Source organism: Halalkalicoccus jeotgali B3, assembly GCF_000196895.1.
GTDB classification, from domain to species: domain Archaea; phylum Halobacteriota; class Halobacteria; order Halobacteriales; family Halalkalicoccaceae; genus Halalkalicoccus; species Halalkalicoccus jeotgali.
This window is the reverse complement of record NC_014297.1, coordinates 1,926,103-1,941,649: the sequence shown is the minus strand read 5'-3', so window position 1 is coordinate 1,941,649 and position 15,547 is coordinate 1,926,103. Positions and strand designations below refer to the sequence as shown.

14 protein-coding genes and 1 pseudogene are annotated in these 15,547 nt (G+C 67.4%); 7 read left to right on the top strand and 8 right to left on the bottom strand.

The features are described from left to right. Positions 1-225: 225 nt before the first annotated feature. A complete protein-coding gene (locus HACJB3_RS10110) occupies positions 226-1,392 on the bottom strand; it encodes a carboxylate--amine ligase (RefSeq protein WP_008417010.1) in 1,167 nt (388 codons plus the stop codon). Then, on the bottom strand, positions 1,389-1,970 hold the full coding sequence (locus HACJB3_RS10105) for an arsenate reductase/protein-tyrosine-phosphatase family protein (RefSeq protein ID WP_008417011.1): 582 nt from the start codon (positions 1,968-1,970) through the stop codon (positions 1,389-1,391). The genes HACJB3_RS10110 and HACJB3_RS10105 overlap by 4 nt, the downstream gene beginning before the upstream one ends. Positions 1,971-2,162: 192 nt before the next feature. On the opposite strand from HACJB3_RS10105, the gene HACJB3_RS10100 reads away from it, so the two are divergent. Both HACJB3_RS10100 and HACJB3_RS10095 read left to right on the top strand, forming a co-directional pair. Continuing rightward, on the top strand, positions 2,163-2,999 hold the full coding sequence (locus HACJB3_RS10100) for a BKACE family enzyme (protein ID WP_008417012.1): 837 nt from the start codon (positions 2,163-2,165) through the stop codon (positions 2,997-2,999). A gap of 46 nt (positions 3,000-3,045) precedes the next feature. Beyond that, positions 3,046-3,240 carry a hypothetical protein gene (locus tag HACJB3_RS10095; RefSeq protein ID WP_008417013.1) on the top strand — a complete coding sequence of 65 codons (195 nt, stop codon included), beginning with the start codon at positions 3,046-3,048 and terminating at the stop codon, positions 3,238-3,240. Here the strand turns inward: HACJB3_RS10095 and HACJB3_RS10090 are convergent. Beyond that, positions 3,237-4,361, bottom strand: a pseudogene (locus HACJB3_RS10090) (GNAT family N-acetyltransferase). The gene HACJB3_RS10095 and the pseudogene HACJB3_RS10090 sit on opposite strands and share 4 nt — an antisense overlap. A gap of 164 nt (positions 4,362-4,525) precedes the next feature. On the opposite strand from HACJB3_RS10090, the gene HACJB3_RS10085 reads away from it, so the two are divergent. After that, positions 4,526-5,464, top strand: coding sequence for a polysaccharide deacetylase family protein (locus HACJB3_RS10085; RefSeq protein ID WP_008417015.1), 939 nt, complete (start codon positions 4,526-4,528; stop codon positions 5,462-5,464). Here HACJB3_RS10085 and HACJB3_RS10080 read toward each other — a convergent pair. The 4 genes from HACJB3_RS10080 to HACJB3_RS10065 all read right to left on the bottom strand — a co-directional run bounded on the left by HACJB3_RS10080 (position 5,461) and on the right by HACJB3_RS10065 (position 10,536). Next, positions 5,461-6,927, bottom strand: coding sequence for a flippase (locus HACJB3_RS10080; RefSeq protein WP_008417017.1), 1,467 nt, complete (start codon positions 6,925-6,927; stop codon positions 5,461-5,463). The two genes, HACJB3_RS10085 and HACJB3_RS10080, sit on opposite strands and share 4 nt — an antisense overlap. 54 nt (positions 6,928-6,981) lie before the next feature. Continuing rightward, positions 6,982-8,073 (bottom strand): Gfo/Idh/MocA family protein, encoded by a 1,092-nt coding sequence (locus HACJB3_RS10075; protein WP_008417019.1) that lies wholly within the window; start codon positions 8,071-8,073, stop codon positions 6,982-6,984. A 76-nt stretch (positions 8,074-8,149) separates the two neighbouring features. Beyond that, positions 8,150-9,319 (bottom strand): hypothetical protein, encoded by a 1,170-nt coding sequence (locus HACJB3_RS10070; protein ID WP_008417020.1) that lies wholly within the window; start codon positions 9,317-9,319, stop codon positions 8,150-8,152. Further along, positions 9,316-10,536, bottom strand: a complete 1,221-nt coding sequence (locus HACJB3_RS10065; protein WP_008417021.1) for a hypothetical protein — start codon at positions 10,534-10,536, stop codon at positions 9,316-9,318. The genes HACJB3_RS10070 and HACJB3_RS10065 overlap by 4 nt, the downstream gene beginning before the upstream one ends. A gap of 116 nt (positions 10,537-10,652) precedes the next feature. Between HACJB3_RS10065 and HACJB3_RS10060 the strand changes: the two genes are divergently transcribed. After that, positions 10,653-11,759, top strand: a complete 1,107-nt coding sequence (locus HACJB3_RS10060) for a hypothetical protein (protein ID WP_008417023.1) — start codon at positions 10,653-10,655, stop codon at positions 11,757-11,759. Positions 11,760-11,771: 12 nt separating this feature from the next. On the opposite strand, the gene HACJB3_RS10055 is transcribed toward HACJB3_RS10060, so the two are convergent. Then, positions 11,772-12,365, bottom strand: a complete 594-nt coding sequence (locus HACJB3_RS10055) for a DUF7344 domain-containing protein (protein WP_008417024.1) — start codon at positions 12,363-12,365, stop codon at positions 11,772-11,774. A 217-nt stretch (positions 12,366-12,582) separates the two neighbouring features. On the opposite strand from HACJB3_RS10055, the gene HACJB3_RS10050 reads away from it, so the two are divergent. From HACJB3_RS10050 to HACJB3_RS10040, 3 genes are read left to right on the top strand one after another with little or no spacing between them, the layout of a single operon-like run. After that, positions 12,583-13,590, top strand: coding sequence for a glycosyltransferase family 2 protein (locus HACJB3_RS10050; protein ID WP_008417025.1), 1,008 nt, complete (start codon positions 12,583-12,585; stop codon positions 13,588-13,590). A gap of 22 nt (positions 13,591-13,612) precedes the next feature. Continuing rightward, entirely contained in the window at positions 13,613-14,686 is a 1,074-nt protein-coding gene (gene wecB, locus HACJB3_RS10045; protein WP_008417026.1) for a non-hydrolyzing UDP-N-acetylglucosamine 2-epimerase, read from the top strand. Continuing rightward, positions 14,676-15,533 carry a polysaccharide deacetylase family protein gene (locus HACJB3_RS10040; protein WP_008417027.1) on the top strand — a complete coding sequence of 286 codons (858 nt, stop codon included), beginning with the start codon at positions 14,676-14,678 and terminating at the stop codon, positions 15,531-15,533. Before wecB ends, HACJB3_RS10040 begins: the two co-directional genes overlap by 11 nt. The last annotated feature ends 14 nt before the right edge of the window (positions 15,534-15,547 follow it).

Genomic DNA, 15,547 nt, shown 5'->3' with positions numbered 1-15,547 from the left:
CGGGTCGTCCGTCGGGCCATGTGGGTTCGAGAGCGATGCGTCGGGAAGGTCAAGCACCCGCACACGTGCGGGTGCGGGAAACGGGGCCCGGTCACGATCAGGGCTCTGCCGTGGGGACGTCGTACCGTCCACGGCAGTTGTCCACACGCACCATGAGAGGGTTGTTATTGACACCGTATCGACGGCGGTAAGCGCGACGGTCCGCCCGATCCGCGGGCCCGCCCGTTAGGATCGTCGTACTCGTTCGAGCATCGTCCGTGCCGTGTGGTTCAGATCGACGAGGAACGGTCGCGGGTCGTCGAGCGAGCAGTAATCGAAGTTCGGTTGGCTCGCGAGCGATCGGGCCACCGCCACGAGTTCGGAACCCAATGGCGGGCGCTCGCCGGGCGAGTCCACCTGCCCGAGCAGGCTCATGAGGTAGACCAACTCGCCGTGCAGGACGTGGGAGGCGACGCCGGTCTCGTAGCTTGGCGCGCGCTCGATCGGGTCGTCCGTCGCGAGCCGGTAGTAGTGGTACGGGAAATCGACGCCGGCGTGGATCGAAAGCGCGAGCGAGCCCCAAAAGCGGGGGTTGACCTCCATGAGAACCAGCTCGCCGTCGCGCGCGTCGCGCTTGAACTCGACCATCGCGGGCCCGTGCCACCCGAGCGCACGGAGCAGCGCCAACCCTGCCGATTCGACCGCGGGGTCATCGATGGCCTCCCGGTAGACGCTCGCGCCGCCGGTGTAGTGGTAGCTGCGCCGGCGGCGGTGTTGGAAGGTCGCGAGCGGCCGTCCGTGATCGAACAGGGCGAAAAAACCCAGCTCCTCGGTGCCGGGGACGTACGCCTGGACGAGCGGGGCGTGACCCATCGCCGTACACAGCGCCTCGCGGTCGGGTTCGGAGCCACGGGAGAGGAGGCGCACCGACGGCTCGACCAGTCGTCCCTCGGTTTCGAGGACCGAGTAGCGAGGCTTGATCACGGTCGGGACGTCCCACCCGTCGTACTCCTCGATGCGGTCGGTTTGGGGGACGCGGAGGCCGGCCGCCCGCGCGACCTCGAACAGCCGGAGGCGGTCTTGGGCCATTTTGACCGTCGTGCGGTCGGGCCACGGCGTCGCGACGTGCGGGGAGAACTCCCCGCGCCGGGTCGAGAGCGCGTAGACGTCGGTCTCGCGGAGCGGGACGACCGTCTCCGTCTCGGGGCACCTCGCGAGCGCGAGCAGCGCCTCGGCGTAGCCCTCGTAGTCCTCGTGGGGCGACGGGACGGTGATCCGGAGGTCGCAGTACTTCGAGGCGCCCGCCGGGGACTCGCCGTGTTCGGCGACGATGACCCCGATCCCTCGACGGCCCAGCGAGCGTACGACCGCCGTGCTGCTCGGGGTGTCGATGCCCGGGACGACGACGCTCACGACCCGGCCACCCGGAGCAGTTCCTCGACCGCGTCGACAACCTCGCCGAACACCCGCCGGAACGTCTCGGCGTCGGTGCGGTGGGGGTCCTCGATCTCGACGTCGCCGTGCTCGTCGTCGCGTTCGAGGACGGGCTTGAGGAGGTAGGTCTTCGAGAGCGCGTCCTCGAAGCGCCCGGCGAAGGCGTGGTAGTTGCGCGCGTCCATGACGAACACGAGGTCGCTGCTGTCGATGCGCTCGCGCGAGACGGGCCGCGAGCGGTGCTCCGAGAGGTCGACCCCGTACTCGGCGGCGGCGGCCACCGCGAGGTCGGGGCTGGGGCGTCCCGCCCGGTCGAGGAGGCCCGCCGAGTCGGCTGTCAGTCCTCCGCTGTCGGCTCGTTCACGGAGGTATCGTTCAGCCAGCGGGCTCCGGCAGATGTTACCCGTACAACAAAACAGCAGGTGGCTGTCGGGATCGAGCGCCCGCCGGATCCGCGCCGGATCGACCGGGCGGGACTCGCTGCCGGTTCGGAACGCCAGCCTGCGGCGTTCGATTCCCAGTCGAGTTCGGCCCTGTCGGATGTACGAACGGATCATCGGGTCGTCGTAGCCACGGCGACCGCGGGCGATAGTTATGCTCCGATTACCCCCATAGCGACTCCGACGACCCGCCCCCACGGGCGACGCTCACCGCCCCGAGCGCCGGGCTCGACGTAGGACCCGGATAACGATAGCGACCCCATGCGATGGGACCGTACCCGCTGACGATCCGCCCTCCGGGATCCGATCATGAGCTATGACGACTACCTCGCCGGCAAGAAAGTCATCCTGACGGTCGCAACGACCGGCGGCGTCCACGGAAAGGACGCCAATCCGAACCTCCCCGAACAGCCCGAGGAGATCGCCCGCGACGTCCGCGAGTGCGAGAAACTCGGCGCGTCGGTCGCCCACGTCCACGGGCGCGACGAGTACGGCGAGAACTCCCCGGCGCACCTCCAGGCCGTCGACGACGCGATCCGCGAGGCGTGTGAGGACATCGTCATCCAGAACACGACCGGCGGCCAGAGCGCCTACGACTCGCGCGTTCTGGGGATCAGAACCGACCCGCCCCCGGAGATGGCCTCACTAGATATGGGCCCGTTCAACCGCGGCCAGCACATCATCACCGAGCACACGCGACACAACATCGAGTCCCTGGCCCGCGAGATGCGCGAAAAAGGGATCAAACCCGAACTCGAGGCGTTCAACAACGGTCACTTGAACGAGTCCCACCGGCTGATCGAACTGGGCCTGCTCACAGAACCCTACTACATCAACCTGATCCTCGGCGGGGGGACCTTCTCGATGCCCAGCCCGCGAAACCTGCTGAACCTCGTCGATAACCTCCCCGAGAACTCGGAGTTCAACGTGCTCGCGACCGGACGCCACCAGCTCCCGCTGACGACGATGGCGGTCCTCCTCGGTGGCCACGTCCGGGTCGGGATGGAAGACAACCTGTATTTCGCCCGCGGGCGGCCCGCCGAGAGCAACGCCCAGCTCGTCGAGCGCTCCGTCGAGATCATCGAGCGCCTCGGCCGCGAGATCGCCACGCCCGCGGAGGCCCGGGAGATCCTCGGGATGGGCTGACTGTATCCTCGCTATAACAAACGGTCCCGCACCCGATGAGGTGGTCATGGTCTGTCCGTACCTCGAGTACCGAACCCACGACGAGACCCACGAGTTCGACCACCCGCGGGCGTACTGCGGGGCCTCCCAGGAGTTCGTCTCGCCGATGCGCGCCGACGTCTGTAACGACCGCGATCGCTTCGATCACGCGGGCTACTGTAGCATCTATCGGCGAGTCGTCGCCGAGAGCGGGGACGACTAGCGGGCGTCCTGCTCGCAGAACGACAGCGACCAGTTCGAGAGTTCGAGCAAGTTCACCCCGTTGACCTTCCATTCGGAGTACACTTCTCCGCCGAGTTCGGTGGTGACCAGCAGGTTCGGGCGCGCCAGCCACGACAACGGCGGCCGGTCGTCCCAGTGGAAGCCGGCGGCCGCGAGGACGCCTTCGGGGATCGACCGACCGCTGTAGGCAAGCAGGTCGGCGTCGCCGGCGTCCTCGACGACCCGACCCACCAGCGCCACGAACGCGTCCCGCCGGTCGTCGGTTCCGGCCACCGGGACGGCCTCCGCGAGCGTCGTGACCGTCACGCCGTCGGTCCGCTGGGTGCCGGTGACGATCCCGGCGACCGGTTTCCCGTCGTGAGCGACGTAGGTCCGATACTCCCACTGGGGATTGCGAAAGCGCCACGCGTAGAACTCGGGGGTTCGATCGGCGTGGATCCCCTCGGGCGGCCCGGCCTCGTAGAGGTCCGCAAGCGTCTCGGCGGGCGTCGAGTCGTGGCGGGTGATCGTGAACCCCGGAGTCGCGGGACGCGTGAGGCGAGTCAGTCCGTCGAGGTACGCCCGCGCCAGCGGCGTCGCCGCCGAGGCGCCCAGCGCGGCCGGGCCGTCGAGGCGCCCGTCGGCGAGGGCGGCGGGGTTCTGGACCCGGTAGGCGACCGGCATCCGCCCGACTACGCGCCCGCCGAGCGTGCGATAGCCCGGCAACGAGTTCTCGTTGGGATGATTGAACCCGAAGGCCGGATCGAGCGCGGCGTAGTACTCGACCGTCCGCTGGGTCATCCGGGTGAACAGCCCCCGGCGACGGTGGTCGGGATGGACCATCGTATCCCCGAACCGGACCGCCTCGACGGTGCGGTCGCCGACGCGCATCCGAAACGGGACACACGGACGCGCCCCGACCAGTTCGCCGTCGCGGGTAGCGACGACGATCGGAACGTAGTTCGCCACCGGGTTCTCGACGTACTTCCATTCGAACCACTCCGCGCTGCCCCCGCCGAACGTCGCGTCGTACAGCGAGACGAACGCCTCCTCGTCGGAGGGTTCGDDGDGTBGDDDGGBGTDTTCGTCCGCTTGCGGTTCCCTCGTAGTTGTTTTGGCCATGAGATCGACACACACTGTCGAGGCGTAGTTATCCGTTTCCTAGCCAGTAGTCGGTCCTTGCAGCCCGTCGAGGACGGGCGACGACGACTGTAGGTCCAACCGTCGAATATCGAAGACGGGTAAGGACGGGATTACAAAGCCCGCATCGTTCATGTGGGGCCAGCATGGGAACAGTCGTGCTCTCTATTGACGCCGAACTCGCCTGGGGGTTTCACGACCTCGCGGACCCGCCACGCGACCGGATCGCGGCCGCCCGACCCGCATGGTCATGCCTGCTTGCGGCCCTCGATGAGTTCTCGATCCCGGCGACGTGGGCGGTCGTCGGCCACCTCCTCCTCGAGGAGTGTGACGGCATCCACGCCGACCATCCCCGTTCGCCCGAGTGGTTCGCCCGCGACCCCGGCGGGAGCGCTGACGAGCACGAGGCGTGGTTCGGCCCCGACCTCGTCCGGGCGGTCCACGACTCGGCGGTGGACCACGAGATCGCCAGCCACGGCTTTTCCCACGTCGAGTTCGGGGATCCGGCGACGACTCGTCGGACGGCGATCGCCGAGATCGAGGCGAGCATCGAGGCGGCCGACAGGATGGGACTCGCGCTTCGGTCGTTCGTCTTCCCGCGGAACAACGTCGGACACCGGGACGTGCTTGCGGCCTATGGGTTTCGGAGCTATCGCGGCCTCGGGCCCGACCGGTGGTTCGACGCGTGGCCCGCCCGGCGTGCAGGGAAACTCCTCGACGCGGCGCTCGTTCGCAGCGACCCGCCGCTGGTCACTCCAACCGTCGACGAGTACGGCCTCGTGAACCTGCCCGCCTCGCTCGATCTGTTCGGGTTCGAGGGGGCCGCACGCACGCTCCTGGAACCGGCCGTCGGAGACCCGGTCCTCCGGCAGGCGAAAGCGGGTATCGACCGCGCGGTCGACGGCGAGGGTGTCTGTCACCTCTGGTTGCATCCCAACAACCTGCTGGCCGAACGCGACGTCGAACGCCTGCGGGCCGTTCTCTCGCATCTCGCCGCGCGCCGCGAGGACTCGTCGCTCACGGTCGAGACCATGGGGGCGATAAGCGAGCGCGTCGCCCCCGAACCGGGCCCGACACCGCGCTAGCGAAGCGCCGAGACCGCATCCCCGACGTCGAGAAGACCGCACAGCGCCGACAGCGACAGCCAGACAAGTCCCCCGAGGCCGACGATGGCGAACAACACGAAGACGTTGGTGATGTAGGGGGCGAAAAACAGGACGACGCCACACATTCCGGCGGTGACCAGACAGACCAGCCCGACGCTCCGTGCGAGGCGCTCGAACGAGAGCGTGAGTTCGCGGTGGACGATGTAGACGTTGACCGCCACCATGATGGTAAACCCGATCACCGTCGAGATCGCCGCCCCGACGACGCCCACGGCGGGGATCAACAGCAAGTTGAGCAGGAAGTTCAGCAGGGCCGTCGAGCCCTTCGAGACCGCCCGCGCCCGCGCCCGGCCGAGGAAGTCCAGCCCGTCGTTGGTGATCTTATCGATCGCCTGCAGGACGACGAACCCGCTCAGGACCTGGATCACGGGCACGGCGCCGAGGTAGTCCGCCCCGAATATGAAGCGGATCGTGGGCTCGGCGACGATAACGAGGCCCGCGGCCGCCGGCACGTACAGGAGGACGGTGTACTCGAAGGTGGTCTCGTAGACGCGCGCCGCTGCCGAGAGGTCGCCGCTCGCCTTGTGCTCGCCGTAGGTCGGCGCGACGGTAAACCCCAACGAACTCGCGGGTGCGATGACGAAGTCCGCGATCTGTTTCGCGAGCGTGTAGTAGCCCACGGCGACGGGACTGAGAAAGACCCCGATCAGGATGGTGTCGGCTTGCTTATAGAGCACGTTCGCCCCGCCGGTCGCTGTGAGGGGGACGCTGTACTCGAGGATGCGCCGCGGGAGGTCGTGGCCGACCTCGCTCGCGCGCTCGTAGCCGCCCACGAGTCGGAAGACGACTACGAGCCCCGCGATGCAGGCCAGCCCGTAGCCGACGACGTAGCCGAGCAGCGCGCCGACGGCCCCGCCCCCCAGCGCGAGAAACAGCAGGATAAACGTGATCAGCCCGACGTTGCCGACGATCCCGACGGCCGCGCTCAGCGAGATGCGGTTAAAGCCCTGCAGGACGTGCGAGAGGTAGGACCGAAGCGTCTCGCTTGCGACGTACACCAACCCGAAGACGAGCAGCGACGCGAGCGCGGGCTCGCCGACCAGGCCGGCGATCTCCTCGTTGAACACCGTGATCGTCCCGCCGACCAGCAGGATCGAGACGACGAGGTAGAACAGCGAGATGCGGACGATGTGGGGTACCTGTCCGGGGTCGGTCGTCCGGTACTCGGCGACGTAGCGGGCGGCGGATTTGGCGATTCCGAACTGGCTGAACAGCAGGGCGACCCCGAAGATCGAGATGGCCAGAAAGAGCAGACCGTACTCATCGGGATCGAGGAACTCCCGGGCCAGCAGGACGATCACGAGTCCGTTTGCGACGACGCGAACCCCTTCGGAGACGAGCTGTGCTTTCAGGCCGCCGATTATCTTCTCTGGAATTGACATTCTGTCGGACTGTCGGACGAGGAGCCGTTCGGACGGGTGATCGGGCAGGCGCGTTCAGTCGGTCATCGCGATCGCGGCGGGCCGTTCGGCGGCCTCGCGCAGTTCCTCCATCAGTCGGATGGTCCACCGGGCCTCCGAGAGGGGGACGGGCATCGAGAGGTCGTGCTGGAGGGCGTAGGCCGTGCGGTCGATCTGGTACTTGTGGGGATCGATCTTCGTCTTGGGTGCCCACTCGTCGCTGTAGCTGGCGTGAGCGACGAGTTTGGCGTTCTTCGCCAGCCCCGCGAGGTGGCCACCGGCGTACTTCAGGCTCTGTTTGACCTTCCCGACGGTCGAGCCCTTGTAGTCGCCCTCGATCCGGTGAACCGTCTGGAGGATCATGTCGACGATCAGCGTGGCGTCCTCGCCGTGGATCTGTATCGTGCGGTTCTGTGCGCCCCCGGCGAGCATCGTCGCACTACAGAGTGCGCCCTCCTCGGTGGCGTACTGGATCTGGGCCGAATCGTAGTCGAACCGCCCCTCGTAGTCGCCGTAGAGGCTCGTCTGTGCGCTGATGTCGTCCTCGCCGCGCGGGTAGCCCCCGGCCCCGAGCGTGAGGTACAGGGGATGGGGCAGGCCCTCCTCGAACTCGCCGCCCGGCAGGTCGAACACCCACGTGCCCCGGTTGGCCTCGTCCGGTCGGGTGTGGCCCGTATAGACGAGGTCGACGCCCCGGACGGGGCCGATCTCGCCGGAACGGATCCGCTTTCGCGCGGTGCGCATCGCGGGGTCGAAGAGGTGCTGGTGGACGGGTGAGACTGGCACGTCGTGTTCCTCCGAGAGCGCCGCGAGTTCGTCGAGCTCGGCGACGGTCTCGGTGGTCGGTTTCTCGATCAATACCGGCACGCCGGCCCGGATCGCCTTCTCGGCCAGCGGGAGGTGAGTCTGGACCGACGTACAGACGTGGATCCAGTCGAGATCGACCGATTCGAGGAGGTCATCGAGGTCGAAGTACGGATCCGTGTCGTACTTCTTCGCGGCGGCGGTCGCCCGCGATTCGTCGATGTCACAGATCCCGACGAGGTTCGTCCGGGGGTTGCCCGCGAGCGCCGAGAGGTGACTGTCCGAAACTTCGCCCGCACCGATCACCGCAGTGTCGACGGCCATGGTCGCTCGCACCATCACCGGTTTCGCGCATTGTTATGGGCGACTTACCCCGCATGGGGCGTCGACTCCCGGTTTCTCACTCCCCGAGGACGGATTCGAGCGCCGAGTCCGACAGCGCGGCGAACCGTGAGGGCGGGATCACGATCAGCGAGCCGTCCTGCCGTGCCGTGTTGTACGGGTTCAGCACCACCCCGCGCTCGGGATCGGCCGCGAGGTGGACGTACGCGCTGGAGCGGGGCAAGAGTCCCTTGGGGTTCCAGAACTCGCCGAGGTTTCGGCGGCGACGGTAGGCGGCGAGTTCGTGCCACACCGTAAACTCCGACCCGGAGGAGGCGGCGACGACCCGCGCCCGCCCGGTGGCGTCGTGTTCCGGACTGCCGGGCGGGGCCGTCGAATCCGTTCCGGGTTCGACGCTCGTCGAGAGGACGACCCAGCGTTCCCCGCCGACGTCGAGTGACGCGGCGTAGAACACCGACCCGTCGAGGACGTGGACCGTCTCCGGGATCGGCTCCGGTCGGTCGAGTTCGGTCCTGTCGAGCTTCAGGACGTGGTTTTCCGGCGAGTAGACGCTGTCCATCCCCCAGAGGACGGCATCGGGGCTAAAGGCCAGTTCGACCGCGCGCCAGCGCTGGCTGCCGCCGCCGACGACCTCGAAGGCCCCCTCGCGAAGGCGACCGATCCAACACCCCTCGTCGCGATCCCCCGTGGTGATCCACAGCTCGTCGGTGTAGGGATCGGACTGAACGGAATGAAGGTGGCGCACGCCGGGAAAGTCCCGCACTACCTCCCACGTCCAGCCCTCATCGCGCGAGCGCAACAGCTTCGGGACCGTCGCGTGATCCAGCGGGTACTCCCCGAGGTAGACCGCGCCCGCGTGGTGACACACCCCCGTCGGGAGGACGCCCTTCGGCCCCGAGGACTCGGGAAGGGTCCGGCGGACCGACCAGGTCCGTCCGCCGTCGCGGGAGGCGAGTAGCCACCGCCCTGTCGTTGCGATCAGCGCGCGCTCGGAGACCCGCCAGACGTTGCCGGCCGAAAAACCTCCGACGACCCGTTCGAGCAGCGGCTTCCACGGCTCCGTACTGAGCAGTTCGTGCCAGAGTCGTTCCGTTCGGGCCGCCGGGTTCGGGAGCCGACCGACCCGTTCGAACCTTCCATTCTCCTCCCCGTTCTCGCGCAAGAGCGTCCGGTTCGCGGTGGCGTCGATGCGGCCCTCGGTGATCCCTTCGAGTTCGACGCGGGTCATAGCCCGCAAACGGGCGAGCTGTCGGGGTCCGCGCGTTTCAGAAGGTACGAGGAGATCGCGTAGGCCATCCACGCCTGACACCACCGCATCAGGGTGATCCGCCTGGTGTAAAACCGCTGTTTCCGGTAGTAAAAGCGCCCGCCCCCGGCGTAGAGGTTCCCGAGCGCCCAATCGACGATCCGGCCGGCGAACTCCAGGTCCCCGAGCGCGGTAAACACGAGGATCCCCTGCGAGACGGCGTGAATGTCCTGTGGGTATCGCCGGGTTTCGTCCCAGTTGGGCGAGCCGTCGGGGTTGAACAGGACCTCGCGGTAGAACTCGCTCGCCCGGTCGAGGGAGTCGGCGTACCGGTCCGAGCCGGTCGCCGCCCCGTATCGGAGCAGGCACTCGACGATGAACCCGTTGTGGTGGCCGTCCATCGAGAGGTGCGAACTCTCCGGGGGATCGCGGTACATCCAGCCGCCGAGTTCCGTCTGACAGCCCGCGACGTAGTCGAAGAGTCGCCGCGCCATCTCGATGAGGTCCTCGTCCCCGAAGTGATCGCCGATGTCGGTGAGCATCCGCGCGCCGAGCGCCACCGCGTTGAGCGTGTAGTACTCGTCGCCGTGGGTCGGGACGTACTTCATGCGGGCGGTGCCGTCCTCGCGGGGCGTGTACGCGAGTTCGTTGCGGACCCACTCGGGGGTCGTCCGGACGGCCTCGGGGTATCGCTCGTCGAGATCCGCCCCCGAGAGCAGCGCCTGGACCGCGTAGCTCGTCGAGACGACGTCGGGGTCCTCGGGGCTGCCGACCCGATCCAGGTGCTGGATGTAGTGGCGATGGCCGCCACAGAATCCGCTGTAGCCCTCGATCTGCTCGTCGAGTAGCCACTCGTACAGGTCGATCGCCTCGTCCTCGTAGCGCTCCTCGCCGAACAGGCGGGCGGCGTTGCGGTTGGCCATCGCGAACAGCGCCGTCCCCTTGTAGTTGCGCCGCTGTTCGATCAGCAGGTACGGTCGGATGTTGATCGGTGCGCGTTTCGCGCTCTCTTGGACCGCGAGGTTGAGCCACTTGTTCTCGACGGGCAGTCCACGCAACAGGAGGCTGCTCATCCCGTCGCAGTAGTCCCATCCCCGGTAATCCCGAACCCGTGAGTAGCGAAGCGTCTCCTCGAGCAACTGTCGGCCGACGCCGTCGGCATGAGCGCGCGAGCGCTCCAGCGTCCCGTCCTGTAGCATAGCCGGGACATCGGGAACGAACGGGCTTGTTATGCCGTCCTTACCGCCCGTGGGGCCCGTCCTACCGGGGAAAGGGGACGCTAATTACGGTGGTTCGACGCCAACCTCCGAGCGGTATGAAGTACGTCTTCTTCACCAACACGCCGGCCCACGTCCACCTGTACAAACACGCCGTCGAGCGCCTCGCCCAAGCGGGCCACCGCGTCCGCGTGCTGGCGCGCGATTACGGCTGTACGGTCGACCTGCTCGAGTACTACGGACTTCCCTATCGGGTGTACGGCTCCTGCGGGACGACGAAGTACTCGCTCGTGCGACGTTTGCCGGGTCACTACGCGCGGATCGTCCCGTTCGTCCGGCGGTTCGATCCCGATCTGATCTTCGGGATGGGTGCGTACGCGGCCCACAGCGGGGCGATATCGCGAACGCCGACGGTTCTCCTGCTCGATTCGGAACCCACCTCGCTCGATCACCTCATCTCCCGGCCGTTCGCGCAGGCGATCCTCACCCCCGACGCCTTCCGGAAGGACCTGGGCGAGAACCACTATCGCTTCGCGGGCTACAAGGAGTGTGCGTACCTCCACCCCGACGTGTTCAGACCGGATCCGACCGTGCGGGAGGAACTCGGCGTGGGGGGAGACGAGCCCTACGCTATCCTGCGGTTCAACGCCTTCGGCTCGCACCACGATGTGAGCCACTCGGGGTTTACCCCGCGGGAGCGCTACCGTCTGATCGACCGCCTCGCGAGACACGCGCGGGTATTTGTCTCCGACGAGGGCGGTCGCCTCGATCTGGAACGAACCGAGGGCGAACCCTTCGACGCCCACCCCGCGTTGCTCCACGACGCGCTCGCGGAGGCACGCTTGCTCGTCGCGGACTCCCAGACTATCGTCACGGAGGCCGGGCTGCTCGGGACGCCCGCGATTCGGTCGAACTCCTTCGTCGGCGAGAACGATATGGGCAACTTCGTCGAACTCGAACGCGCCGGCCTGATCGAGAACGTCGCCGAGTTCGGGGCGGTCCTCGAACGGGCCGAGGAACTGCTCTCGGACCCGGCCGCCCGCGAGCGACTGGCCGAGCGCCGCCGCGCGTTCCTCGAAACGAAGGTCAACCTCACCGACGTGATCGTCGAGGTAGCCGAAAACGACGGGGATCCCGAGCGAGTGGGGCAGGTCTCGCGGGCGAGCCCGGTCCCGGAGGCGGCCCGACATCCGGCCAACGACTGATCGCGATCGCGATTACCGACGGCGGTCGAGCCCGTGGAGCGCGGCGAGTCCGAGAAACAGGAGCACCCCCCCGAGCGCCAGCGCCCACACCGACGGGACGGGGACCAGTCCCGCAACGGCAGCCCCGCCGACGACGGCGTACGCCAGCAACAGCCACCGATAGTACGCCCGCCACGGCACCGGTCGTTCGGTGGGCGTTTCGAGGTACGGTATCAGCTCCGGCGCGGCGGGCCCGGGCGCGATCCGCTGGCGTTCCTGGTCGTACTCGATCGCGCCCGTCTCGTCGAGCAGTGGGAGGTGTGTCTGGTACAGCGAGACGTACACCCGCCGGCGCTGCTGGTTGCTCAACTCCCCGATCGGGACGCCGTTTTCGGTCGCCGAGATGTGCTCGACGAGTTCCTCCATCGAACAGGGCCGGCCCCGTCGGTGGAGGAACGCCATCGTGTGGCGACGCCGGGGGTTGTAGAGGATCTCGAAGGCCTCCTCGTCGCTCAGGCGCTTCGACGGGGTCAGAAACCGGGCCAGCGGCGTCGGTACCGTGACGCTTCCCTCCCCCTCGGCCCGTTCGTCCGACTCTCCGGCCGAAAAAAGCGGTTTCCCGATCATCTCGGCGTACCCGACAGCCGATTCATCCCTTGTTATGCCGGCGATATGCGCGCGGTAGCGACGGTCTAGCACTGCCGGTATCGAGCGACGCCGCCGGCGCGCGGACAAGGGGAGGATAACAACGGTCGGGCGATGGCAACGGAGCGCATGCGATGGGGGCATCGCCGGTTCGGGGGCCACGAGGGCGCCCGGCCGCGCCCCCTCGTCCGAGGTGACAATGTACAAGGGAAAGAAGATCGGGGTCGTCGTCCCGGCCTACGAGGAGGAGGGGTTCGTCGGCGGGGTGATCGAGACGGTGCCGTCGTTCGTCGACCGGGTGTACGTCGTCGACGACGGGTCGACCGACAACACCTGGCGGGAGATCCGCGAGGCCGCCCGTCAGGAGAACGACGCCCACGCGCGGACGCTCACGAGCGGCGGAACAGCCGTCTTCGAGCGGCCGGTCGTCCCGTTGCGAAACGACCGAAACCGCGGCGTCGGCGGGAGCATCAAACACGGCTACTCGCGGGCGCTCCGGGACGACATCGACGTGATCGCGGTGATGAACGGCGACGGTCAGATGGACCCGGCGATCCTCGACCGGATCGTCGACCCGGTCGTCGAGGGGCGAACCGACTTCGCGAAGGGCAATCGCCTGCTCTTCCGGGAGTTTCGCGAGGGGATGTCGCGGTGGCGATTCTTCGGCAACTCGCTTCTCACGCTGTTGACGAAGGTCGCGAGCGGCTACTGGAAGACGATGGATCCCCAGAACGGCTATACCGCCATCTCCGCGGCGGCGCTCGAAACTATCGAGTACGAACGCCTCTACGAGGACTACGGCTTCTGTAACGACATGCTGATCGCGCTCAACGTCCGCGATATGCGCGTCGCGGACGTGGCGATGCCGGCGCGCTACGGCGAGGAGACGAGCACCATCGTCTACTCGCGGTTCGTCCCTCGGCTCTCGAAACTCCTCCTCGGGCGATTCCTCCGGCGACTGACGGTCAAGTACCTCGTCTTCGACTTTCACCCCTTCGTCTTCCTGTACGCGCTCGGGGCGCTCTCGGGCGCCCTCGGGTTCGCAGCGCTCGCGGGCTCGGCCCGGCGTGTTCGTCGAGCGGACAACGCCTTCGACCGGCTGCTCGCCTCGGCGATGTTGCTCGTCGGGAGCGCGGCGCTGTTGGTCGCCGCGATGACCGCGGACATGCGGGAAAACGAACACTTAGAGGAACAGATCCACGAATGAGACGCGACTCCCTACGATTCGAATGAAAGTACTCAACGTCATCGGCACGCGGCCACAGTATATCAAACTCTTTCCCGTCTGTCGGGAACTGGCGGGAAACGGCTACGAGAACGTCATCGTCGACACCGGCCAGCACTACGACGAGACCCTCTCGCAGGTGTTCCTCGAAGAACTCGACATCCCGAGCGTCGATTACGACCTCGACGTGCGCTCGGGATCGCACGGCGAGCAGACGGGCCGGATGCTCGCGGAGATCGAGGACATCGTCGAGGAGGAGGACCCTGACGCGGTGATCGTTTACGGCGATACGAACTCGACGCTCGCGGCCGCAATCGCCACCGCGAAGCTCCCGCCCCGACTCACGCACGTCGAGTCCGGCACGCGAAGTTACAACCGCTCGATGCCCGAGGAGCTCAATCGGGTGATGACCGACCACGTTTCGGACGTGCTGTACGCTCCGACCGAACGGGCCGTCGAGAATCTCGCACACGAGGGCCTCACCGACGGCGTCGTGCTGACGGGGGACGTGATGTACGACGCGATCCTGTGGGCCCGCGAGTACGTCGCCACGAGCGAGGACCGGGGCGTTCTCGACGACCTCCCGATCGAGCCCGGCGAGTTCGTCCTCGCGACCGTCCACCGGCCCAGAAACACCGACGACGGACAGCGCCTGCAGGCGATCCTCTCGGTGCTGGACGAGCACCCGCTTCCCGTCGTCTTCCCGGCCCACCCGCGAGTGCGAAACCGGATCGCGGAACTGGACCTCGACGCCGAACTCGGCGCGGACTTTCACCTCATCGACCCCGTCGGTTACCTCGATTTCGTCCGCCTGCTCGACGGTGCCGAGCGGGTCGCGACGGACTCGGGAGGCGCCCAGAAGGAGGCGTTCATGCTCGAAACCCCCTGCGTGACGCTCCGCGAGGAGACCGAATGGGACGAGACCGTCGAATGTGGCTGGAACCGCCTCGTCGGCGCGGATCCCGACCTGATCCGCGAGGCGCTCGGGGAGAACGGAAACCGCCCGCCACGGCCCGATCCCTTCGGCGATGGCCGGGCCGCAGAACGCATTGTCGGCGCCCTCGACGATGGCTCCTGAGTTCGCCGTCTGTCTGACTCACGACGTCGACCGCCCGTATAAGACCTACCAGTGGCTCTACGAGGCGCTCGCCGAGCGCGACCCGCGCCACCTGCAACGAGCGCTCTCGGGCGAGAACCCCTACTGGCGCTTCGAGGAGCTGATGGCCATCGAGGAACGCCTCGGCGTCCGCTCGGCGTTTTACTTCCTGAACGAGCCCTCCCTGTTCGGGAAGTCGATCCGGCGGTGGGCCGACCCCGCCCGGTGGATCGAGCACCTCGGGCGCTACGACGTCGCCGCCCCCGAAATGCGGGAGGTAATCGATCGGCTCGATCGGGGCGGCTGGGAGGTCGGCCTCCACGGGTCGTACGATTCGGCGCGCGACGGGCGCCGGTTGCGATACGAGATGAGCGTCTTGGAGGGCGTACTCGGTCACGAGGTTCGGGGAGTACGCCAGCACCACCTCCGGCTCGATCCGCCGGAGACGTGGCGAATCCACGCCGCGATGGGGCTGTCCTACGATACGAGTCTGGGTTCGAGCACCGAGTGTGGGTTTTCCAACGGATATCGCCCGATTCGGCCCTTCGACGACGGATTTCTGGTCTTCCCGCTGACGATCATGGAAGTCGGCCTGCCCACGGACACCACGAGGGCGTGGGAGGAGTGCGAACGCCTCCTCGAAGAAGCCCGCGAGAACGACGCCGTGATGACGGTCCTCTGGCACCCACGCTATCTCAACGACCGGGAGTTCCCGGGCTACCGGGCGATCTACGAGCGTCTCGTAGAGCGCGCCGTGGAGATGGGTGCGTGGGTCGGCCCGCCCGGCGAGTGCTACGATCGGCTGTCCATCGACGCGAAAATGCAGTAATTGGAAACGGGCGT

Excerpts from the sequence above, each read along its gene's own strand:
- HACJB3_RS10105 (WP_008417011.1), bottom strand. The coding sequence starts at position 1,970 with ATGATCCGTTCGTACATCCGACAGGGCCGAACTCGACTGGGAATCGAA.
- HACJB3_RS10100 (WP_008417012.1), top strand. The coding sequence starts at position 2,163 with ATGAGCTATGACGACTACCTCGCCGGCAAGAAAGTCATCCTGACGGTC.
- HACJB3_RS10095 (WP_008417013.1), top strand. The coding sequence starts at position 3,046 with ATGGTCTGTCCGTACCTCGAGTACCGAACCCACGACGAGACCCACGAG.
- HACJB3_RS10085 (WP_008417015.1), top strand. The coding sequence starts at position 4,526 with ATGGGAACAGTCGTGCTCTCTATTGACGCCGAACTCGCCTGGGGGTTT.
- HACJB3_RS10080 (WP_008417017.1), bottom strand. The coding sequence starts at position 6,927 with ATGTCAATTCCAGAGAAGATAATCGGCGGCCTGAAAGCACAGCTCGTC.
- HACJB3_RS10075 (WP_008417019.1), bottom strand. The coding sequence starts at position 8,073 with ATGGCCGTCGACACTGCGGTGATCGGTGCGGGCGAAGTTTCGGACAGT.
- HACJB3_RS10070 (WP_008417020.1), bottom strand. The coding sequence starts at position 9,319 with ATGACCCGCGTCGAACTCGAAGGGATCACCGAGGGCCGCATCGACGCC.
- HACJB3_RS10065 (WP_008417021.1), bottom strand. The coding sequence starts at position 10,536 with ATGCTACAGGACGGGACGCTGGAGCGCTCGCGCGCTCATGCCGACGGC.
- HACJB3_RS10060 (WP_008417023.1), top strand. The coding sequence starts at position 10,653 with ATGAAGTACGTCTTCTTCACCAACACGCCGGCCCACGTCCACCTGTAC.
- HACJB3_RS10055 (WP_008417024.1), bottom strand. The coding sequence starts at position 12,365 with ATGATCGGGAAACCGCTTTTTTCGGCCGGAGAGTCGGACGAACGGGCC.
- HACJB3_RS10050 (WP_008417025.1), top strand. The coding sequence starts at position 12,583 with ATGTACAAGGGAAAGAAGATCGGGGTCGTCGTCCCGGCCTACGAGGAG.
- wecB (WP_008417026.1), top strand. The coding sequence starts at position 13,613 with ATGAAAGTACTCAACGTCATCGGCACGCGGCCACAGTATATCAAACTC.
- HACJB3_RS10040 (WP_008417027.1), top strand. The coding sequence starts at position 14,676 with ATGGCTCCTGAGTTCGCCGTCTGTCTGACTCACGACGTCGACCGCCCG.